This window comes from Flavobacterium sp. F52 (genome assembly GCF_000278705.1).
In the GTDB taxonomy this organism is placed as follows: domain Bacteria; phylum Bacteroidota; class Bacteroidia; order Flavobacteriales; family Flavobacteriaceae; genus Flavobacterium; species Flavobacterium anhuiense.
Genome location: NZ_AKZQ01000023.1, coordinates 291,926 through 312,631 on the forward strand (window position 1 = coordinate 291,926; position 20,706 = coordinate 312,631).

The window sequence follows — 20,706 nt, forward strand, 5'->3', positions numbered from 1 at the left end:
TTAAAAAACAGATAAGAAAAATGAAAAACTTACAAATACTTGTACTGATACTTGGAATGATGCATTCTGGATATGGCCAGACACAGCTTACAGTGGAGCAGGTTAAAAGCATGGCTTTAAAAAACAACAGTAAGGTAAAGAACAGTTTACTTGAGCTTGAAGCGGCAAAGGAATCCAAGCAGGAGATGTTTACCAATTATTTTCCTAAAGTTACCGCATCCGCTATTGGGATGCAGGCTTTGGACCCTCTTTTAGAGATCAAAATGAAAGGCGGCAACCTGCCGGTATACGATGGTAATATGGCCAATTTAGCCGCAGCATCCCAATTTGCCTACATGCCCGATGTTAATATGGGGCTTTTCAATCAGGTGGGATTAGGTTATGTAAATATCCTGCAGCCTGTTTATGCCGGCGGAAAGATTAAAACAGCCAATAATCTTGCAAGCCTGAATGTAGAGGTAAAAGAGAGACAGCAGCATGTAGCAGGTGATGAAATCATTCTTGCAGCCGAGCAGCAGTACTGGCAGGTTGTAATTGTACAGGAAAAACAAAAAACCCTGGAAGGTTACATTCAGTTCTTGGATACCCTTTACAGACAGGTCAACGCCGCATTTAAAAGCGGTATGATTATTAAGAATGACCTTCTCAAGGTAACGATCAAACAGCAGGAGCTTCAGGTAAGTAAAATACAGCTTGCCAATGAAAGGAAACTTGTCCTTATGAGGCTGTGCCAGACCATCGGAGCCGACTATAATCCTGAAATTATGCTGAGCAGCAGTCCGGCCGATCTTTCGGAACCAGAGAATTATTTTGTTGATCATAACACGGTACTGACAAGCCGTGCAGAATACCAGCTTTTTCAAAAAGCGGCTGAGGGGTCAAAACTGGAAACAAAACTGAAAAGAGCTGACTATATGCCTAGTCTTGGAGTTGGGGTAACGGCTTATTATATGGACCAGTTTGAAAGCAACCAAAGCGGTGCCGGTAACGGAATGGCTTATGCTTCTTTAAATATTCCTGTTTCTGACTGGTGGGGTGCAAAGCATAAATTAAAGGAGCTTAAACTACGGGAATCGATAACTAAAAACTCATTAGAGGACAGCAGGGGATTATTGCTGCTGCAAATGGAAAAGGCCTGGACAGATCTAATGGAATTAAATGAAAAAATACATTTGATTCAGGCAACACTTCTGCAGACAGAGGAAAATTTAGCTGTAAACCATAAAAGCTATAATAATGGTATGCTTCAGCTGTCTGATCTGCTGGAAGCGCAGGTTTTAAAGACAGAGACACAGGATAAGCTTATCGAAGCCAAAAGCCATTATAAAATTGCATTGACGAAATATTTGCAGGTAACTGGTCGATAGCATCATGAAGAGTAGCGTTTATACCTATTTTTTCAAAGTAAATTTTAAAGACAGATATGATGAGTTCTGGCTCAGGGAAGATATTGAAGCAATAAGTCCGCGCCTGCATTATGAATTTTTGGAGGATTTAAAAATGATAAGAATCTCGCACAGTATGCTTTATGCCTGCGAAATAACAGCTATACTTGATTATTTTAATTTGGAGTATGTTCGTTATTATGATTTGGAAGAGCAAAGCCGGGAGCTTGTATCCGATCGGAATTATGGGGAGCCTCATTCATAACCTTAAGAGAGAACGCATACTAAGTACAGCATCTTTTGCGGTTAATGCAAAAGATGCTTAAATATAGAACTGATCATAATTTTTTATGGGATTAAGTATGATGAAAAATATTGTTTCAGAACAGATAAGAAAAAAAAATAAAAGAAATTTTGAATTAAAAGAGCTGCTGCTTATAACGGTATTATGGATCGCTGCAGCACTGCTTTTTGTGTTTATAAAAATTAATGATATTCCGGAGCGTTTTATTTACCAGAGTTACAGTCTTAAGCCTTGGGTTAGCAGCGAGCGTATCTATTTAATTGTTTTTCTTTTATCGGGATTAATCAGCATTCCAATGGGTTTAATGCATTTGTATGTTTATCCGAGAATGAGAAACAGCAAATTTGAACACACCCTTGCACTTAGGCTTATTAGTGTAATAGTGCTTATACTGTTTTTATCGGCAGTGTTCTACTTATTTTTCTATGAAGGAAATCTGTGTTCTTTTAATTTTAGTCTGGTAGTAACCATTGCGGTGTATGCGGTAGTTGTTGAAAGTTTTATAACAGTGGCCGTTTTGCTTAAACGCAGTGTGGGGAAAAATTACTTTACTGACTTTTTTAAAGGAACCTACATGACACCGATTGAGGAAGAGCGGGTATTTTTATTTTTGGATATGGTTGATTCAACCCCTTTGGTGCAGCAATTAGGTTCGTATCGGTTCAGCAGGCTGATGCAGGATTGTTTTGCAGATCTTTCCGATGTTGTTCTGCAATACGATGGGTCTATTTATCAGTTTGTCGGTGATGAGGCTGTTATTACTTGGAAAGTAAAAAAAAGTTTTACAGCATCTGATTGTATTGACTTATATTTCACCTATACACAGCTGTTGGAGAAGCGCAATGAACATTATAAGATGCTCTATAATGTACAGCCAAAATTCAGGGCGGCAATTAACAGCGGAATGGTATCGATTGCCCTTGTAGGTGATGTAAAGAGGGAGGCTGCTTATTTTGGTGACACGTTAAATATTTGTTCCCGGCTTCAGAAAACCTGTAAAGAAAGGAACGCTGATATGATCATTTCAGAAAGCTTTTTTTTCAAAGTAAAACATTATGAAAGTTATGATTTTCGTATTATTGACGGTTTGCTGTTAAAAGGAATTCCAAATATCGGCCGGGCTTATAGTCTGCACAAACAAGACTTTTTCTTCTTAAACTAAGTATTTAACTCCTTAGCGTTTTTATATTTCAGTTTGCTTTCTCCTGTTCTTTGCCTTGTTAAGTAGAATATGCAAAACAATAAAAGCAATTTTGAATACAACAAACAGCATTTAGGCTTCATTCAGAAAAAATAGACTATAAATAAATTTGCTGTTATGAATTTTAATACAAATGGTTGAGAATCCACCTAAAATATATTGTTCAAAATTAAATTGTACGCAATTAAACTATTTTTTTATATTTGCATTGTTGTTTTTATTCAAACAATTGTAAGATCAGATTTTTAATCTATAAAATAATAAAAAATGTCGTTAATAGAAGATTTAAACTGGAGACACGCCGTAAAAGCATATGACCCAGCAAAAAAAGTATCAGAAGGGGATTTAGATAAAATTTTAGAAGCTGCAAGGTTAGCCCCGACTTCATCTGGTTTACAGCCTTTTCGTGTGATTGTTGTAGAAAACCAAGAATTGAAAGAGAAGATGGTAAAAGGTGCATTAAACCCGGAAGTTATGAGAGATTGTTCTCATGTATTGGTTTTTGCAGCATGGGATAGTTATTCTAATGAGAAAATCGATAAAGTTTATGATCATCACACTGATGTAAGAGAATTACCAAGAGGCCGTTTTAGCAGTTATACTGATCAGATCAAGCAAATCTACGGAGCCCAGACTCCTGAACAGCATTTTGTGCACACAGCAAGACAAACTTATATTGCATTAGGTCTGGCAATGGCTCAGGCAGCTGAACTCAAGATTGATTCTACTCCGGCTGAAGGTTTTAGCAATGAAGTGGTTGATGAGATTTTGGATCTCAATTATTTAGGTTTAAAAAGTGTTACGCTTTTATATCTCGGTTACAGAGATACTGAAAACGACTGGCTCTCTAAAATGAAAAAAGTAAGAATTCCTATGGAGGAATTTATCATCAGAAAATAATTTTACTTTAGTTTTTGCCATTAGATTATGGAAAATCACCACCAGCTCCAATTGGGAAACCAGCTTTGTTTTCCTCTTTACGTTATCTCAAAGGAAATTATCGGTTTGTACCGGCCATTTCTCGATGAACTTGATATTACATATTCACAGTATCTTGTGATGATGGTGCTCTGGGAGGAGGATTGCTTGACGGTCAATCAGATTGGCGAAAAACTCTATCTCGACAGTGGAACCTTAACACCACTTCTTAAAAGACTTGAAGTCAAGGGGTTTATTGTCAGAAAAAGAAAAAAAGAAGACGAAAGAGTGGTAGAAGTTTTTCTAGCAGATCAAGGAAGAAATTTACAGCAAAAAGCGTGTGAAATTCCGGCAAAAATGCAAGAAAAACTAAATTTAACAACAGAAGATCTATTCGAACTTAAAGAAACTGTTCAGAAAATTTTAAATAAAATTCAAAAATAAAATGAAAATATTATATACAACGAGTGTTAGCGCAAAAGGCGGAAGAAATGGACAGGTAAAAAGTGAAAACGGAGTTTTGAACCTTGAAGTAAGAATGCCAAAAGCTTTAGGGGGAGCCAATGATAATTATACCAATCCGGAAATGCTTTTCGCAGCAGGATATGCGTCGTGCTTTGACAGTGCATTGAATTTGATTATCAGTAAATCTAAAATTGAAACTGGTGAAACTTCTGTTACAGCACAAGTGAGTATTGGGCAAAATGAAGACAGTGGTTTTGGTCTTGCAGTAAAACTGGATGTGAATATTCCTGGAGTTTCTATTGAAGAAGCTCAGGAGTTAACAGAAAAAGCGCATCAGATTTGTCCTTATTCAAACGCGACAAGATCCAATATTGAAGTTGAGCTATCGGTGACCAATAGCTAAGATTAATTCCTTTAAATTATATACAAAATCTGCATCGAAAGACGCAGATTTTGTTATTTTATCAGGATTTTGTATTAAATAGTTATGGGGCATATCAAACGGTAATTTAAAAATTATTTTGATCTCGAAAGTGAAGTCATTTTCCAAAAGCCAATAGTAGAAAAGGAGTAACAAAAGGCATTTTATTGAGACTTTGACAGAATAGTATTCTGTACTAATTGGGCGGTTATTTTTTTTATCAGATTCTGCATTATCGAGACGTTTAAGATGAGTGCAGTAGATTTATATTTAAACAGTTAACTTGTTACTGGAATCGGCTTGAATAATTTGAAAAAAACACCCTCTTCAATCTAATGACTTTAGAGGATGATTTCCTTAGAAAGGCTTAGTGGCAGTATTTGGCTTTAGAAGTAAGTATTTGGCATGAAACAAATTAATAGCGAAGGATTTCGGGGCTATATGGCACCAAACGTATTTCCGTATTCCTTGTGCTTTCCTTTAGATATCGTCTGCTTGCCAGTCTCTCAATTTTGCAACAGCATTTTTACCCAAACCGGGATAAGTGTCTTGCGCTCCTGCATCATAAGGTTGAACTCCATTTTTTGAATAGCTGTGCTTCCTGAAATAACAGGCCGTGCGATAAATGGAAATACTATAAGCCCCAGGATGTTCATTACAAATTGCAAGGGGTTTCTAACTCCAAGCTGGCTCCGGTCAGCTCTCTGGCTCAGCTGGCGCAGAAAAACGGAATTTTTCACCATTTCTGCAATTGGAAGCTTTCCCGTCAATGCAGCAGGATTGTTTCTTATTTCGTTGAGAATAAATAGCGGCAGCTCTGGTACCGCAGTGAACCTGTCAATATACTGCAAGACCAGCTGCTCCACTTTATATTCAAATTCTGTATTTTCATCATTAAGCATTCCCTCGATATCTGTCACAAAATGGGAAAGCGACTCCAGCATAATAACCTCGAACAACCGCTGCTTGCTTCTAAAATAGTAATTCAGCATCGCAGGGCTTATGCCTGCTTCTTTCGCAACATCCCTTGTGCGCGAAGCGGCGTAGCCCTTTTTGTAAAAAATTTTACGGGCCGCCTCTCTAATCCGGTTTTCAGTAGTGTTGTCAATGTGGATTTTCTTCATATTTTGAGATTCAAGTATGAAATTTTCAAACGTGTAATCATGACATGCCAATTTTTAAATTTTCTGGCTGTTCAAGATTCGTCGATTTGGATTTATGAAGTAAGTATAAAGATTAACCAAGCTGGTATTATTTCTGTGTTTTTTAATTTAATGTTACTTGTCACCAAATATTTTTTCTATTCGTTTTTGAAGTATTGGACCAATAATCAAGATGGCGGGGATAATAATGAGATAAGATATGCCCCAGGATTTCAGCCATACCCTCAAGAATTTATCCGAGAAACCAATATTTAAAAAAATTAAGATAAAGGAAATAATACCAGTTGTTATGCTGCCCATTGAAAGGGCAAATGCTATTTTTTGTTTCATATAAAGTTACTTTTCACTACTGCCTATTGCAAAATTTTAGACAGCCTTTGTTTTCATTTTTTAATAACCTGATTCTGCCGCGTCTGCTGCAGGATAATTTTCGTTTCCTATTTTAAGAAATCTTCATTCTTATATGCAGGATTCGGATATTTATAGAAGCCTTCCCCCGTTGAGATACCAAACTTATTTTTATCAATAAAGTTTGCCTTCAAAAAATCCATTCTTTCCTTCCAAACCTCTTCTCCGGTTCCTTGATAATAGGATTGGGTTACGTTGTATGCGGTACTCATTCCGACAAGATCGCCCATTGCCATCGGCCCCAGATCAGCTCCCATGGTTTTCATCCATGTTTTATCTATGGATTGGGCATCAGCGACACCATTCCTGTATAAATCAAGACCTGCCATCAGCCAGGGAACTAAAAGTGAGTTCATTACATAACCGGGCTGCTCTTTGTAAATTGGTACTGTAACCATGCCGATCGTTTTGGCAAACTGAACTATCTCTTTAAAAATTTCAGGGTCTGTACCTGCATGGCCCATAATTTCAGCCACATTATTCTTCCATAAATAATTAGCGAAGTGCAGTGCTAAAAATCTTTCGGGGCGTCCCGTTTCGGTGGCAAACTGGCTCGGAAGCAGTGTAGAGGAATTGGTGCAGAAGATTGTTTTAGCGGGAGCCACTGCCCCAAGCCTATTGTAAAAATCTTTTTTTATTTCAATACTTTCAGGAATCGCTTCGATGGTAAGATCGGCATCTTTTACCGATAAGGACAAATCTGTGGTAAAACTTATCCTTGATACGGCAGCATCCAAATCCGCTGCATCGGCATTGATATCTTGCTGGTAAAGGAGTTTGAACTGTTCAAATTTTATCTTTGCATCTTCGAGCAGATCTTCCCTTATATCGAACAAAGTTACTGTATAACCATGAAAAGCTGTTTGAAAAGCGATCTGGGCACCGAGCACCCCGGATCCGAATACTGTGACATTTTTAATTTCCATATTTTACTATTTTTATTACTATTTTTAAAAGCAATTGTTTTTAGAATCTTAAAAACAATTGCTTTGTGCATTAAAATTATTAACCATATCAAACAGCTTTGCTTACTCCCTTCAAGATGACGTTTTCAAAGGCATTATAAAAAAATTGCTGCAGTGTAAGGATCATCGAGGTGCCTTTTCCGACAGGATAGCTGAATTTGGGATTTTCTGAATTAATTACCCTTATAATGGCATCGGCTACGCCAGCTGGTTCTGGCGCATTGTTGAGCTCATTGTTGTAGAACGAATGGATTTTCTGTCTGAAACCGTCATAATCTTTAATATTGCCCTGCGTAGCGGTCGCATTATTTATGAAGTTGGTCTTATAGAACCTTGGTTCTATCATGCAGACTTTGATATTAAATTGATTCACTTCAAATCTCAGTGACTTAAAATAGCCTTCCAAAGCATGTTTGGAAGCTGAATAGTAGCTTAGATTGGGATGACCTATTAATCCTAAAAATGAGCCTATGGTAATGATTTTGCCTTGTTTGAAATGTCTCATCTTTGGAAGCAGGGCATTGGTAAGTTTTACAGTACCCCAAAAATTAGTTTCAAATTGCTTCATTCCTATTCTTGCCGGTGTTTCTTCCGCCAGTCCCGTAACAAAGAATCCTGCGTTGTTGACCAGCACATCAATATTTTGCTCCTGATCGTACAGTTCTTTGGTAAAAGAATGAATCGATTCATCATCTGAGATATCCAGGCGCAGCAGTTTAAAAGGGACCCTGCCTTTGAATTTTTCAGGATTACGGCTGGTCCCGATTACATTAAATCCATTTTCAAAAAGTTTTGTTGCCAGCTGGAATCCAAAACCTGTCGAAGCCCCAGTTATTAAAACTGTTTTTTTCATTTTCATTTTTCTAAATTATTATTAGTTGTTTTCCAGCTCTTCCAGTTTTGGCGGTATCAGTTTATACATTACCGGTGTTACAATTCTTGAAAGAATGGTCGAACTGATCAATCCGCCAATTAATACAATCGCCAACGGGGATATTTGGGGATTGGAATTTAAAGCCAAAGGAATCAAGCCACAAATGGCTGTAATGGATGTCAGCACTACCGGAAGGAAACGTGTTTCTCCTGCAATGGCAATCGCCTCATCAATAGACTTTCCTTCTAGTCTCAATTGGTTTGTAAAATCGACCAGAAGCAGGGAATTTTTGACTTGAATTCCAGATAATCCAATAAAACCAATAATAGCAACCAACGACATCGGATTTCCTGTAGCTATCAAGAATATTATACCCCCTAAAACACCCAGCGGAATGATTGACATTACTATAATAATCCCTTTAAATGTTTTAAACTGAAGCAGTAAAACCGCTATGAATAAAAAAGTGCTCAATATGATCACCGAGAGGAAATTACCTCCTAATGCATCACCTTCTGATTCTTTTTCTCCGGATAGTTTGTAATAGTAGCCTTTTGGCATTTTGATTTTATCCAATTGTGGTATAATATCCACCAGCAGGTCATTAGCATAATACCCCTCTTGGGACATAGCAGTCACTTTTGAAAATGCTGATTTGTTAAAATGATTAATTGCCGTAGGTGCTGTTTCAAAAGATATTGCTGCAATTTCATTTAATGCAATGGGGGTTCCCTGGACATTATTTACATACAAATTTTTCAGTGCATCAAGAGTAGAGAATTTATCTCTGGGTAAAGTAATGGTTACATTTCTGGCATCGCCGCGATCGTCTATATAGTCGCCAACAGGTAATCCAGCAATGGCAAGTCGAATTACTTTGTCAATTTCGCTGGTTAGTACACCTAGGGTGCGTGCTTTTTCTTTATTGATTTTTACTTTAACATCCGTTTTATAGGTGTTCAATTCGTTATTGACATAAACCGTGCCTTCCTGGTTACGTAAAATAGTTTCTACCTGAGCAGATAACTTGCGTAAAACTTCTTGGTCTTCGCCAAATAATCGCACCACAATGTTGGCTTCCAATGGTGATCCTTGTTCAAAATCTTTTACTTCCACTTTAGCATAAGGCATCGCTTTAAACTTTTCACGCAATTTTTCAATTAAAGCTGTTTTTTCGGTAGGTGTAGCTTCCTCTTCCAATTGAACAAAAATCTGGGCAAAATCTGATTTTCTGTCCTGTGGATGTACGTTATAGTAAATCTGTGGGTTTCCATGTCCTACATTTGAAGTGAAATACACAATTTCTTTATGGTTTTTCAATTCGGCTTCTAAAATTTTTGTCACCCTGTCACTTTCTGAAATATTGGCTTGAAGCGGCATTTTGATGTTGATTAGGAACATCGGCTTCTCAGAAGTAGGAAATAACTTGAATCCGGCTACAGAAAAAAGTCCAAAGGCAAGAAGACTTAAAAATATAGAAATGGCAATCGTAGTTTTTGGGAATTTCAATGCTTTAGGCATGATGTTTTTGTACGATCTGGTAAGGAATTTTTGCAAATACTGTAGAAAAATGTTTCCTCCTTCGTGTTCGTGTTTTTTTAAAAATCGACTTCCCAAAAATGGAACCAATGTCAAAGCAACAATCATAGAAGCCAAGACGCTCGTGATAACTGCTATAGGTAAACTTTTAATAAATTCACCTGCTATGTCGGGAAGAAAAACCAGTGGTAAAAAGGCAATTACCAGAGTTGCCGTACATCCTACAACAGCGAGCCCTATTTGTTTTGTTCCCATTAAAACGGCTTCCATTTTTGTATGGCCTTCTCGCAGCCATCGCTCTATATTTTCGACAACCACAATACTATCATCAACCAATAATCCCAAAGCGACCACCAATCCGACAATACTCAATTGGTTTAAAGAAAAACCTAATGCATTCATCGCAATTAATCCCAGCGCCAGTGACAATGGAATGGAAATCATAACAATAACAGAAGCTCTTGACCCTAAGGGCAGTAAGGTGAAGATTACTAAAATGATGGCTAGTCCAAAATCAAATCCTAAATGGCCCAGTCGCTTGGCAACCATATCGGCTTGGTCAAAGTTTTTGATGAGTTTTATATTTGAAGGCAATTCTTTTGAAAACTCATCTATTAATGGCAAATATTCCTTCTGAACATCACTTATGTTTACATTGTCCTTCATTCCGGCAGTAACCAAAACGCATCGATGGCCATTGATTCTGGTAATATGGTGTACCAGTTCAGATTTGTAGCTTACCTCGGCTACATCTTTCATATAGATGATCTTTCCGTTGGCATTGTAAATTACTGTGTTGGCAACATCATCCGCATTCTTAAATTTGCCGCTTGTTTTTACGTTGAAAACTTTGCTGCCAAGATCAATGCTTCCTCCAGGAATATCGGCAGCTTCGCTTTGCAGACTTCCCATTACAATATTCAATGGGATTTTTAATTGTGCCAGTTTTTCTAAATTCAAATCAACCCTGATTTCCTGTTCCGGAACTCCAGCATATTCTACATCTTTAAGATTGGTTATTTTTTCAATTTTTGTTTTCAATTTGTCTGCTTCATCACGTAATTTTTTATCTGAAGCATTTTCAGAAACCAAGGCAACCTGAAGGATGTTAACATCCGAAGATGATATTTTTTCAGTTTTAATTTGGTAAATGTCTTTAGGCAGTTCGCTGCTTTTAAGCGCATTCATTTCGGTAGAGATTTCCTGATATTTATTATCAACATCAACTCCGTATTTGAATTTTACCTGAAAAGCGGCAACACCGTCTTCTACAGTGGTTAATATTTTTTCAATATTTTCCAGACTATAAATTTTGTTCTCTATAGGTTTTACAACCTGTTCCTCCATGTCCTTTGGACTGGTTCCTGGATAGATAACCGTAATTAAATATTGTGGCGGTGCAGTGGATGGGTCTTCTGCTCTTGGCATTGTGAATAAGGTAATCGACCCTACGACTGCAACAAGAAGAAAGATAATCAGTGTAAACTGATAATTCTTAACGGCAAAGTTTGTAAACTTCATAATGTTCTTATTTAATGATCTTTATCGTTGATTGTTCGTTTAAGTAGGCACTATTGGAAGTTGCTATTTGGTCGGTTTTTTGGAGGCCATTTTTTACATACACCTTGTCTTTGTCAAACTTATTTATCGTAATGGGCTGACGTTTCACTTTGTTATCTTTTACTACAAAAACGAAAGCCTTGTTGCCGTCAGCTTCTATCAGTGCGTTATAGGGAATAACGGTAACATCTTCGGTCTTTTCGGTTTGAATTTCTGCTTTCCCAAACATGCCCACAGCAGGTTTTTGATTTTTCATGTGCAGCTTGAGTTCTATTTGAAAAGACCCAAGCGCAGCATCAGCAGCTTGTGATTTTCTAAAAATGCTGGCTTCAAATTTCTGATCAGGAAATCCGTCCAGTGTAACGAATGCTTTTTGTCCTATTTTTACTGACGCCCATTCTTTATCTGTCAATCCCACTTTCAAAAGATAATTATTGTTCTTTGATGTTTCGTTTATAGCCAAAATTGGAGATCCTGGTCCAACTACTTCGCCTTCATTGGCTATTTTATGGGTTACAAAACCATCAGCAGTAGCATATATTTTGGCGTAACGGGAATTAAAAGCAACGGCTTCTTTTTGTTTTCTGGCAATGTCCAAACCTGTTCTGGTATTTTGAAGCTGTTCCAAAGTGTACACACTGTCTTTGTACAGATTATTTGCTCGTGTGTAATCACGTTCAATTTTTTTTACATTTAAGTCAGCTTGATTTAAACCTGCATTGATTTCGGTTTGGTCTAAAGTGGCTAAAAGTTGGCCCTTTTTAAAAAACTGACCTTCTTCCACATAAATTCGGCTCACTACGCCACCGATTTTAAAACCATAATTGGCCTGGTTTTCTGTGGTTACCAATCCCGATGCACTTATGCTGTTTTTGAGTGCTAATGTTTGAACTGATGCTGTTCTAATTGGAATAATATCAGCAGTTTCAAAAAGATTACTTTGCTTTTTTTCTTCTTTGCAAGAGAAAAAAAGCGGCAGGCTTAAAAGGCAGATTATTATTGTTGTTGATTTCATAGTGTTATGTTTTGATTTATTTAAAAGTAAAAGTTGCATTGGCTCTTTCTAATTCTGCATAGGCAATCCAGGAATTATAAAGCGATATATTAGCATTGAGCTGGGCATTTACCCATTGATTTTGGGCATCCAGAAGTTCTATGTAAATCGCCTGGCCCTCTTTATATAATTTGGTTATATCGTCATTGTATTTTTTGGCCGACTCTTTTTGATTTTTATCTGCGTTGAACTGCTCCAATGCTGATTTCAGGTTGTTTTGGGCTACCTGAAACTGAAGCAGCAGCTGCTGTTTTACATTATCTGTCTGTGAAGCGATCCTTTTGCTGTCTTCTTCCACCTGCTTTAGCCTGTATTTGTTTTTGTTGCCTGAAAAAATAGTCCATTCCAGAGCTGCACCGGCAAAATAGTACCTGGATTGTTTATTAACCTCGAAATCAAAATCCTGAAAGCCAAAATCTGCAAAACCGCTTAGCTTTGGATACCAGTAGGATTTAGTAAGCCTGCCTGCATTGTCGTTTATATCTTTAGCCAGCGTTAGTTTTGAAAGTTCTTCCCTGCTTGAGGTATTCTCATTAACCAGTACATTAGGCGCACTTTCTTTGTCTAAATCAACTTCAATTTCGCTGTCGAGCTTTTGGTTGATCAGGAAATTAAAATAAGACTTGGCATTGTTACTGGTCTGCTTTGCTGTTTCCAGATTTGCTTCAATACGAATTACCTCATTATCGCTTCGAAGGACTGCGGTACGGTTTATTTTGTCGTTTTTAAATAAAGACTGGTTGACCCTCTGGTTTTCCTTGACTAATTTTAAAGCATCCTGATAAATAGTAACGCCCTCGATTGATTGAAGATATTTGTAGTAGGCTGTTTTTATTTCCTTGACCAGCTCTCTTTTGTATATATCAAGTTCAATTTTTTGCAATGAGCTCTGCTGGCTCTTGATCCTCTTGTTATAGATAATTTCGAAATTCAGCAATGGCATCGTGGTGTGAATTTTGGCATCATAGAAGTTATCCGGATTTATCAAGACGGATTGGTTTTGCAGAGCAGGAAAAGAATTCGAATTTGTAATCTGATTCAGGGTGCTGTAAACCGGGTTCAGCATATCGCCAATAGGAATGTCTATGGTTCTTCCGCCGTCTGCCTTAGTGTAATTCGCATTTAAGGAAACAGTGGGGTAGAACAGCGAACGGGCTTCTTTCAGGGCATATACGCTCTTGTTGATGTCAAAATTGTGCTGTTTGATGACTTCGTTGCTTTCCAATCCAATCTGGATATAATTCTCAAGTTTGCTTTGGGAATATCCTAAGGATGCAAAGCAGAGTAGCGCTATTGTTATGGCATTTTTCATTATTTTATACATTGTTTATTAGTTGAACATGGTTCATAATTTAAGACAAAAAAAAATTAAAGTTTTTCTATCATTTTTAAGTACTCGCTGTAGCCGTCCAAAAGGATAGTGTCCGGATTAGTAAATTTTACGCCTGTGATTCTCTGACGAATTTGGAGGCAGCACATACCGTGTACTAAACTCCAAACCATAAACGAAAGGGGTTCTACATTGTGCCCGGCAAAATGTCCTTTACCGATGCAGTCCTCAATTGTTTTCTTAACGTGACCAAATGTTACTGCTCCTTCGTCCCAATGGTCATTATTCGAGTTTTCCAAAAACTCCATAGGTGCTTTAACATTAAACATCAAATCGTACATTTCTTGATTTTCTAAAGCAAATTTGATATATATAAAGCCCATTTTTCTCAATCTTTCCATTGGATCTTCGATTGAAAACAATTCCTTAAAATACCCGCCTAATTCTTGAAAACCAATGGAGTGTAAGTCATGTAAAATCGCATTTTTATCTTTGAAATAAACATAAACAGTCCCGACACTATAATCAATTTCATCAGCTATATTTCTTATGGTTGTCTGTTCAATCCCTTTTTCTAAAAAGAGTTTTTTTGCTCCTTTTAGTATAAGTGCTTTTAGTGCTTCTTTTTCTCTTACTTTTCTATCAGCTATACTCATTTTTATTAGTTTACGTTGCAAATATATATACTTTTTTTGAACATTGTTCAAAAAATCAAATAAAATGTAAAAAATATTTTATTTGCGCGCTCTATTAGCTTAATGATACCATGGTGCATACAATAATACACAAGCTAATAAATGCTTGAGTTCCGGCAAGCGGCGCTCTTGACTTTCAATTGCCCTGCAGGATTCTGATGTGCGGTTTAATTTAAAAATTGATTTTTATAAGATGAGGGCAGCATTCCTGTTTCCTTTTTAAATAAACGGGAAAAGTAAGACATGTTATCAAAACCTAGATCGTATGCTATTTCAGAGACCGTTTTGTCCTTTTTCCTAAGCCTGTTTTTAGCTTCATTTATCAAGGCAATGTGTATGAGCGCTATGGCAGTCTTGCCTGTTTCCACTTTTAAAAGGTCGGTAAGGTAACGGGGCGAAACGTTAAGTCGCTCTGCCAGGTCTGCAACGGATGGCAGGCCATTCTCAAAAAGAAATCCTTCATTTATATTTTGCTGCAGTATTTTATGAAACTCGGTTACCGTTTTCCCGGACATCTGCTTGCGGTTGATAAATTGCCTCTTGTAAAACCTTTCGGCGTATTTCAGCATTGAATGGATGGCTGCCAGGATAATTTCCCTGCTGAATTCGTCCTCATTGTTATTGTATTCCTGTTCGATGGTGTAAAATATATTCCAGATAATTTTTTCCTCTTTTGGTGCCAGATGAAGCGCTTCATTTGTTTCGTATTCAAAAAATGAATACTGCTGGATCTCCCGGTGAAGTGCATTTGCTGTCAAAAAATCTTCATGAAAAAATAAAATATACCCGTCGTCTTCAAATTCGAGATTCCGCATTTCCACAATCTGGCGGGGTTTCAAAAAAATCATCGATCCTGTCTGGTGGTCGAATCTTGTTCGGCCATAGAGCATGTATCCAGCTTTGACTTTTTTTAAACCTATCATATAAAAATCACTTGTAAATTCAGCATTATTAATCATAATATCACTGGTTATGGGAATGAGCGCCAGCATCGGATGTTCGGGCGGAGCCATATTATTGGCGAGTGCCATTTCGCTTAGTGACTTAAAATGTTTCATTGTGTTTAGTATTTAAAATCCAATTATCTAAGAAAGAAATTGATCAATTTGTCGGCAATGCTTCCAAAGGGCGCACGTAAAAGGTCCATGCCGTTCCAGCGCCCCTGCTCAAATATGCCTTTTGCATGGCTCAGGGTTCGAAATCCTTCTACTCCGTGGTAAGCTCCCATTCCGCTGTCTCCCACACCGCCAAAAGGTAGATCGTCCTGCGCGATGTGTGAAAATGTTCCATTAATAGTTACATTACCGGAGATTGTATGGTCGAGTACCTTCCTCCTGTTCTCATCTTCACCTCCAAAATAGTAAAGTGCCAGAGGTCTCGGACGCTTATTCACATATGCGATCGAATCCTCTATGGAAAGATACGGAATTATCGGCAGTATTGGACCAAAAATCTCCTCGTGTGCAATGCGCATTTCGTCAGTAACGCCAATTACAATTGTCGGAGCGAGCGTGTGAGGGCGCATTGCCGCATCGTGGGGTTTGTTACCCACCTCTATAACCTGCGCTCCATGAGCCCGGGCATCGTTGAGCAATCCCTGCAGCATTGCATACTGCTGGTCGTTTATGATGGAGGTATAATCAGAGCTGGTCGGACCGTCAGGATAAGCAGCCCTAACGCTGTTGTCATACGACTTGATAAAGTCACTAATATCACTTTGATGTACCAAGGCATAATCTGGTGCGATACATGTCTGCCCAGCACTAAATAATTTTCCGAACACAATTCGTGCCGCTGCCTTTTCCAATGGATAACCTTTTCCTACAATCACTGGTGATTTACCGCCTAGCTCCAATGTTACAGGCACAAGATTTTCACTTGCAGCATTCATTACTGCCCGGCCCACTTTGGTACTGCCGGTGAATACCAGATGGTCAAAAGCAAGTTTAGAAAATGCAATGCCGTCATTATCCACTACGGCGACTTGCTCTGCTGGAAAAATATCTCCCAGCATCCTTGTCATCACTTCATTTGTTGCAGGTGTTATTTTAGAAGGTTTTAGCATCACACGGTTACCGGCGGCAATCGCCGTAACGACCGGCATCAATGCAAGGTTGATCGGATAATTCCATGGCGATATGATACCCACAACACCCAAAGGCTGGTACTCGACACGAGCTTTTCCCAGGCGCATGTGCAAGGCTACGTGCCTGCGGCTGGGACGCATAAATTTTCTAAGGTTACGATCCAGGTACCTGATGCCTTCAATTACGCCCACAAGTTCTGCGATTGCTGTTTCATGCGGTGAGCGATGTCCAAAATCAGCACTAATGGCATCTTGAATCTGTTGTCTGTGTTTGATCAATGCTGCCTTAAATTTTCTTAGATCGGCCCTGCGTTGCGCAAGTGTCGGTGCACCGTCATTCATGAAGGCTTCTCGCTGACGGGCAAGTATATCGTTAAGCTGTTCTGCTTCTGTCTTTATGATTGTTGCTGTCATATTTTCCATATTTATTGAGTTAATACTAGGTACTATCAAAGCTGTTTATTGTTTGCTTTCGGGTTAACCAATTTGTAGGCTAACTTAGGAGACAGTCGGCTAACTATATAAAGTAGCTTACTGAGCCCGACACGAATGGTATATCGGTTATTTTTAATGCCAGCTATAAGTGCGCTTACCAATTCTTGAGGAGAAATTGCCTTTTGGCCAACGCCTTCGGTCATAGTTGTCGCCACTACCGGCGGAAGCAGCTCAAAAACTTTAACATTGCTGCGCTGCAGTTCCAAGTGGTTTCTAAGGGACACGGTGTAAAAACGTACTGCCGCTTTAGAAGCAGAATAGGTAGGAGCCAGGTTCAATGGCACGTAGCTTAAAAGCGAAGAAGTATTGATAATGGCGCCTTCCTTTCTTGACTTCAGCATTTCAATAAATATATTGTTCAGGCGGATAACGCCAAGGTAATTGATGTTCATCTCATTCGTGGCGGCTTCGTAATGTTTTGGATTTGAAGTCCCTAAATTGAGCGGGCCGCTCATTATACCAGCATTATTGTATAGAATATCAATTCCTCCGAGTTCCTTAACCTTGCTGTAGAGTAACTGCGCGTCATCGGCATTTGCTACATCGCTCTTTATAGCCGTAAGTTGCGGAAGTGATTTTTTGGCCGCATTCAATTTTTCCTGATCTCTTCCCGTAATGATCACCTTTGCACCATTATCTAAGAATTGTTTTGCCGCTTCCAATCCGATACCAGCAGTACCGCCTGTAATCAGTATTGTTTTTCCTTTTAATTCCATCTTTTATATTTTTAAATTATTGATACAGCTATTAATGCTGCTTTTAAGCTTGATTTTCATGTGCTGCTGTCTCTGCAACTTTATGATACAAAGGTAGATGGATAGGAGACCTATGCTATAACACAAAATAACGAATATCTAACACTAAAAAACATGGAAGCTGGCGATGAAATTTTCAAATCGACTTTTAAGCAGACAATAGCAAGGGTGGAATAACCTATAAACAATAAATCTTGCGATTTTACAAACTTCTAAAAACTTCAAATCAAATGACCTCGCAGTCTTTGGATATACAGGGTGCACTTGCCGATATCCGCTGTTCAAGATTACGCATATCTTCGCTTAGCTTGTGTTCAATAACCTTAGCATAGATTTGTGTGGTACGAATGCTTGTGTGTCCTAGCATTTTGGATACGCTTTCAATTGGTACGCCATTGCTCAGGGTAACCGTAGTAGCGAAGGTGTGTCTAGCAATGTGAAAGGTTAATTTTTTGGATATTCCGCACAGATCAGCAATCTCTTTAAGGTAGCCGTTCATTCGCTGGTTTGAAATTACTGGAAAAACGGTACCGTTATTCAGCGCCCTTGGATCGTCACGGTATTTTTCCATTAAATCTGTTGCCTGTGGAAGCAGCGGTACACGAACGGTTGTATCTGTCTTTGCCCTGCTTGTCGATATCCAAAGACCGCCGTCTATGCCTGTAATAATTTTGTCTGGGGTCAGTTCAGCGAGTTCAATATACGAAAGACCTGTATAGCAGCTGAACAGGAACATGTCCCGAACATGCCTTAGCCGTTCAATAGTAAACTCTTTATTTTCTACTGCTGACAGCTCTTTGCTGTTTAATGATTCCCGTTCCACTTTGTCAAAATGCTTCTTGAAACTAGCGAAGGGATCTTTAGCCAGCCAATCCAGCTTGACAGCCATATTTATTATTTTTCGCAGCCTTTCGATATGCTTCATGATGCCATTGTTATTAAGGGGCTTCTGGTGATCCTTGGGAACATAATTAAATAGATAGCGTTCAAAATCCAGAATAAATTTGTACTTAAGCTGCGAAAGGGCAATATCATTTCTGTAGAGTTTCTCCCTCAGGAATGTTTTTACATACCGCTGCGTGGTATGGTAATTCTTCATGGTTCCCGGAGCAAGTTTATGCATCTGCTGTTCATTATGATATTCCATCAATGCCATTAAAGTTGGAGTTGTGTTGTCCGTGCCCATTACCCGGTCGCGTATAGCAGGGCCGTCTATAGCATCATCATTGAGCAGCATCTGCTGATAGGTATTTATGATTTTTGCCTTGAACTGGTTAAGAAAAATGTTGAGTTCGGTAATTTCTTTGCGGTTTCCCTTAGCCATGCCTTTTCTTTCATCCCATTCGGCTGCCTTAACGGAACGCTTGACTGAAATCTCGGTACGTTTTCCATTTACTGTTACTCGGGCACAGATAGGAGCCGAACCTTGGATCGTGGTTTTTTGGATCTTTAGGTAAAAGAGGATCCCGAATGTAATTCCTGCTGTTTTCATATCTCAAAAATTTAATGTTTCAAAAGATTTGCACATTAAATGGGTCTCAATACAACTGATTTTTAAATCAGATAAGCGCGTATTTTGAGAAGCATCAAATGTTAAAATTTGAGTACAACAGACTGAAAACTATGGTATTGAAATGATTTTTGGGACCTGCAAGGTAAAAAAAGAAAAGGGGTAGCCGAATAGGTCCCATTTTATTTGATATAACTTGAATATTTTGGAGTGAAATAACAAAGAAAAACCCCTTAAATCATTGGATTTAAGGGGTTTTGACTGACTTTGAAAGTCTAAAAAGTCGGGGTGGCAGGATTCGAACCTGCGGCCTCCTGCTCCCAAAGCAGGCGCGATAACCGGGCTACGCTACACCCCGTAGCATTTGCTCATTGATCGTTACTGTGGTCTTCCCGATCTTAATCGGGACACGATAACCGGGCTACGCTACACCTCGAAGATGTAATTTTTGTTGTAGTGCCCGAAAGCGGATGCAAAGATATAAATAAATTTCGTTTACAAAAGGAAAAAATGAAAATAAATAAAACTTATTTGGACATAGCTATTTCAGATTTATTTTCGGCCATATTTTTTATAATAAAGTTTACATTTGCAACTCAAAAAAACTATTACTATGTCAAATACAATCGAAAAAATTAAATGCCTTATTATAGGTTCTGGTCCTGCAGGTTATACTGCGGCAATTTATGCTGCCAGAGCTAATATGAATCCGGTACTATATCAAGGAATGCAACCTGGCGGTCAATTGACTACAACTAATGAGGTTGAAAACTTTCCAGGTTATGTGGATGGGGTTACAGGACCAGAAATGATGATTCAGCTACAAGAACAAGCAAAACGCTTTGGTGCAGATATTCGTGACGGTTGGGCTACAAAAGTTGATTTTTCTGGAGATATTCATAAAGTTTGGATTAACGACACAATCGAATTGCACTGTGAAACTGTAATTATTTCTACAGGTGCTTCGGCTAAATATTTAGGATTGCCATCAGAACAACACTATTTGAATATGGGTGGAGGAGTTTCTGCTTGTGCTGTTTGCGACGGATTCTTCTACAGAAACCAAGATGTTGTTATTGTTGGAGCAGGAGATTCTGCTTGTGAAGAAGCACATTACTTATCTAAACTTTGTAAAAAAGTAACGATGTTAGTTAGAAGCGATAAATTCAGAGCTTCTAAAATTATGGAAGAGCGTGTTCGTAAAACTGAAAACATCGAGATTTTAATGAATCACGATACTGTTGAAGTTTTAGGAGATAACAATGTAGTTCATGCCATTAAAGCTTTAAACAAAACAACTGGAGAAACCATCGAAATTCCTGCAACTGGTTTCTTCGTAGCAATTGGTCACAAACCAAATACAGATATTTTTAAAGATTACATTACTCTTGACGAAACAGGATATATAGTAAATACACCAGGAACTTCTAAAACAAATGTTGAAGGTGTTTTTGTAGCGGGAGATGCTGCAGATCATGTATACCGTCAGGCAATTACTGCCGCAGGTACAGGATGTATGGCTGCATTGGATGCTGAAAGATATTTGGCTTCAAAAGAGTAATTTTTAGTTTACGGTCT

At 38.3% G+C, this 20,706-nt stretch carries 19 protein-coding genes and 1 tRNA gene; 7 read left to right on the plus strand and 13 right to left on the minus strand.

Features of this window, described 5'->3' with window-relative positions; genetic code table 11:
* Positions 1-20: 20 nt before the first annotated feature.
* The 6 genes from FF52_RS08620 to FF52_RS08645 all read left to right on the plus strand — a co-directional run bounded on the left by FF52_RS08620 (position 21) and on the right by FF52_RS08645 (position 4,676).
* On the plus strand, positions 21-1,367 hold the full coding sequence (locus FF52_RS08620) for a TolC family protein (protein WP_008464646.1): 1,347 nt from the start codon (positions 21-23) through the stop codon (positions 1,365-1,367).
* Positions 1,368-1,371: 4 nt separating this feature from the next.
* Positions 1,372-1,650 carry a hypothetical protein gene (locus FF52_RS08625; protein ID WP_035691159.1) on the plus strand — a complete coding sequence of 93 codons (279 nt, stop codon included), beginning with the start codon at positions 1,372-1,374 and terminating at the stop codon, positions 1,648-1,650.
* 85 nt (positions 1,651-1,735) lie between these two features.
* Positions 1,736-2,851 (plus strand): adenylate/guanylate cyclase domain-containing protein, encoded by a 1,116-nt coding sequence (locus FF52_RS08630; RefSeq protein ID WP_008464647.1) that lies wholly within the window; start codon positions 1,736-1,738, stop codon positions 2,849-2,851.
* 306 nt (positions 2,852-3,157) lie between these two features.
* The gene (locus FF52_RS08635) at positions 3,158-3,790 is read left to right on the plus strand and encodes an NAD(P)H-dependent oxidoreductase (RefSeq protein WP_008464648.1); all 633 of its coding nucleotides are present in this window, start codon (positions 3,158-3,160) and stop codon (positions 3,788-3,790) included.
* 27 nt (positions 3,791-3,817) lie between these two features.
* Positions 3,818-4,252, plus strand: coding sequence for a MarR family winged helix-turn-helix transcriptional regulator (locus tag FF52_RS08640; protein WP_008464649.1), 435 nt, complete (start codon positions 3,818-3,820; stop codon positions 4,250-4,252).
* A 1-nt stretch (position 4,253) separates the two neighbouring features.
* Entirely contained in the window at positions 4,254-4,676 is a 423-nt protein-coding gene (locus FF52_RS08645) for an organic hydroperoxide resistance protein (protein ID WP_008464650.1), read from the plus strand.
* 524 nt (positions 4,677-5,200) lie between these two features.
* Here the strand turns inward: FF52_RS08645 and FF52_RS08650 are convergent.
* The 13 genes from FF52_RS08650 to FF52_RS08710 all read right to left on the minus strand — a co-directional run bounded on the left by FF52_RS08650 (position 5,201) and on the right by FF52_RS08710 (position 19,486).
* Complete coding sequence (locus FF52_RS08650) at positions 5,201-5,818, minus strand: TetR/AcrR family transcriptional regulator (RefSeq protein ID WP_008464651.1); 618 nt, start codon at positions 5,816-5,818, stop codon at positions 5,201-5,203.
* A 153-nt stretch (positions 5,819-5,971) separates the two neighbouring features.
* Positions 5,972-6,187 carry a DUF2798 domain-containing protein gene (locus FF52_RS23415; protein ID WP_008464652.1) on the minus strand — a complete coding sequence of 72 codons (216 nt, stop codon included), beginning with the start codon at positions 6,185-6,187 and terminating at the stop codon, positions 5,972-5,974.
* Between the two features lie 107 nt (positions 6,188-6,294).
* The gene (locus FF52_RS08660; RefSeq protein ID WP_008464653.1) at positions 6,295-7,191 is read right to left on the minus strand and encodes a 3-hydroxyacyl-CoA dehydrogenase; all 897 of its coding nucleotides are present in this window, start codon (positions 7,189-7,191) and stop codon (positions 6,295-6,297) included.
* 88 nt (positions 7,192-7,279) lie between these two features.
* Complete coding sequence (locus tag FF52_RS08665) at positions 7,280-8,083, minus strand: SDR family oxidoreductase (RefSeq protein ID WP_008464654.1); 804 nt, start codon at positions 8,081-8,083, stop codon at positions 7,280-7,282.
* A 21-nt stretch (positions 8,084-8,104) separates the two neighbouring features.
* Positions 8,105-11,164, minus strand: coding sequence for an efflux RND transporter permease subunit (locus tag FF52_RS08670; RefSeq protein WP_008464655.1), 3,060 nt, complete (start codon positions 11,162-11,164; stop codon positions 8,105-8,107).
* 7 nt (positions 11,165-11,171) lie between these two features.
* On the minus strand, positions 11,172-12,218 hold the full coding sequence (locus FF52_RS08675; RefSeq protein ID WP_035691231.1) for an efflux RND transporter periplasmic adaptor subunit: 1,047 nt from the start codon (positions 12,216-12,218) through the stop codon (positions 11,172-11,174).
* A gap of 16 nt (positions 12,219-12,234) precedes the next feature.
* Positions 12,235-13,569 (minus strand): TolC family protein, encoded by a 1,335-nt coding sequence (locus FF52_RS08680; protein WP_008464658.1) that lies wholly within the window; start codon positions 13,567-13,569, stop codon positions 12,235-12,237.
* 56 nt (positions 13,570-13,625) lie between these two features.
* On the minus strand, positions 13,626-14,243 hold the full coding sequence (locus FF52_RS08685) for a TetR/AcrR family transcriptional regulator (RefSeq protein WP_035691166.1): 618 nt from the start codon (positions 14,241-14,243) through the stop codon (positions 13,626-13,628).
* A gap of 206 nt (positions 14,244-14,449) precedes the next feature.
* Complete coding sequence (locus FF52_RS08690) at positions 14,450-15,340, minus strand: helix-turn-helix domain-containing protein (RefSeq protein WP_008464663.1); 891 nt, start codon at positions 15,338-15,340, stop codon at positions 14,450-14,452.
* 23 nt (positions 15,341-15,363) lie between these two features.
* A complete protein-coding gene (locus tag FF52_RS08695) occupies positions 15,364-16,791 on the minus strand; it encodes a coniferyl aldehyde dehydrogenase (RefSeq protein WP_008464664.1) in 1,428 nt (475 codons plus the stop codon).
* Positions 16,792-16,817: 26 nt separating this feature from the next.
* Entirely contained in the window at positions 16,818-17,579 is a 762-nt protein-coding gene (locus FF52_RS08700) for an SDR family oxidoreductase (protein WP_008464666.1), read from the minus strand.
* 265 nt (positions 17,580-17,844) lie between these two features.
* Complete coding sequence (locus FF52_RS08705) at positions 17,845-19,110, minus strand: site-specific integrase (RefSeq protein ID WP_008464668.1); 1,266 nt, start codon at positions 19,108-19,110, stop codon at positions 17,845-17,847.
* 301 nt (positions 19,111-19,411) lie between these two features.
* Positions 19,412-19,486, minus strand: a tRNA-Pro gene (locus tag FF52_RS08710).
* A 255-nt stretch (positions 19,487-19,741) separates the two neighbouring features.
* On the opposite strand from FF52_RS08710, the gene trxB reads away from it, so the two are divergent.
* Positions 19,742-20,689: a thioredoxin-disulfide reductase gene (gene trxB, locus FF52_RS08715; RefSeq protein WP_008464669.1), complete on the plus strand. Its 948-nt coding sequence runs from the start codon at positions 19,742-19,744 to the stop codon at positions 20,687-20,689.
* The last annotated feature ends 17 nt before the right edge of the window (positions 20,690-20,706 follow it).

What these genes read in the sequence shown, in the direction of transcription:
- FF52_RS08620 (WP_008464646.1), top strand. Translation starts at nt 21, where the DNA reads ATGAAAAACTTACAAATACTTGTACTGATACTTGGAATGATGCATTCT.
- FF52_RS08625 (WP_035691159.1), top strand. Translation starts at nt 1,372, where the DNA reads ATGAAGAGTAGCGTTTATACCTATTTTTTCAAAGTAAATTTTAAAGAC.
- FF52_RS08630 (WP_008464647.1), top strand. Translation starts at nt 1,736, where the DNA reads ATGGGATTAAGTATGATGAAAAATATTGTTTCAGAACAGATAAGAAAA.
- FF52_RS08635 (WP_008464648.1), top strand. Translation starts at nt 3,158, where the DNA reads ATGTCGTTAATAGAAGATTTAAACTGGAGACACGCCGTAAAAGCATAT.
- FF52_RS08640 (WP_008464649.1), top strand. Translation starts at nt 3,818, where the DNA reads ATGGAAAATCACCACCAGCTCCAATTGGGAAACCAGCTTTGTTTTCCT.
- FF52_RS08645 (WP_008464650.1), top strand. Translation starts at nt 4,254, where the DNA reads ATGAAAATATTATATACAACGAGTGTTAGCGCAAAAGGCGGAAGAAAT.
- FF52_RS08650 (WP_008464651.1), bottom strand. Translation starts at nt 5,818, where the DNA reads ATGAAGAAAATCCACATTGACAACACTACTGAAAACCGGATTAGAGAG.
- FF52_RS23415 (WP_008464652.1), bottom strand. Translation starts at nt 6,187, where the DNA reads ATGAAACAAAAAATAGCATTTGCCCTTTCAATGGGCAGCATAACAACT.
- FF52_RS08660 (WP_008464653.1), bottom strand. Translation starts at nt 7,191, where the DNA reads ATGGAAATTAAAAATGTCACAGTATTCGGATCCGGGGTGCTCGGTGCC.
- FF52_RS08665 (WP_008464654.1), bottom strand. Translation starts at nt 8,083, where the DNA reads ATGAAAAAAACAGTTTTAATAACTGGGGCTTCGACAGGTTTTGGATTC.
- FF52_RS08670 (WP_008464655.1), bottom strand. Translation starts at nt 11,164, where the DNA reads ATGAAGTTTACAAACTTTGCCGTTAAGAATTATCAGTTTACACTGATT.
- FF52_RS08675 (WP_035691231.1), bottom strand. Translation starts at nt 12,218, where the DNA reads ATGAAATCAACAACAATAATAATCTGCCTTTTAAGCCTGCCGCTTTTT.
- FF52_RS08680 (WP_008464658.1), bottom strand. Translation starts at nt 13,569, where the DNA reads ATGAAAAATGCCATAACAATAGCGCTACTCTGCTTTGCATCCTTAGGA.
- FF52_RS08685 (WP_035691166.1), bottom strand. Translation starts at nt 14,243, where the DNA reads ATGAGTATAGCTGATAGAAAAGTAAGAGAAAAAGAAGCACTAAAAGCA.
- FF52_RS08690 (WP_008464663.1), bottom strand. Translation starts at nt 15,340, where the DNA reads ATGAAACATTTTAAGTCACTAAGCGAAATGGCACTCGCCAATAATATG.
- FF52_RS08695 (WP_008464664.1), bottom strand. Translation starts at nt 16,791, where the DNA reads ATGGAAAATATGACAGCAACAATCATAAAGACAGAAGCAGAACAGCTT.
- FF52_RS08700 (WP_008464666.1), bottom strand. Translation starts at nt 17,579, where the DNA reads ATGGAATTAAAAGGAAAAACAATACTGATTACAGGCGGTACTGCTGGT.
- FF52_RS08705 (WP_008464668.1), bottom strand. Translation starts at nt 19,110, where the DNA reads ATGAAAACAGCAGGAATTACATTCGGGATCCTCTTTTACCTAAAGATC.
- trxB (WP_008464669.1), top strand. Translation starts at nt 19,742, where the DNA reads ATGTCAAATACAATCGAAAAAATTAAATGCCTTATTATAGGTTCTGGT.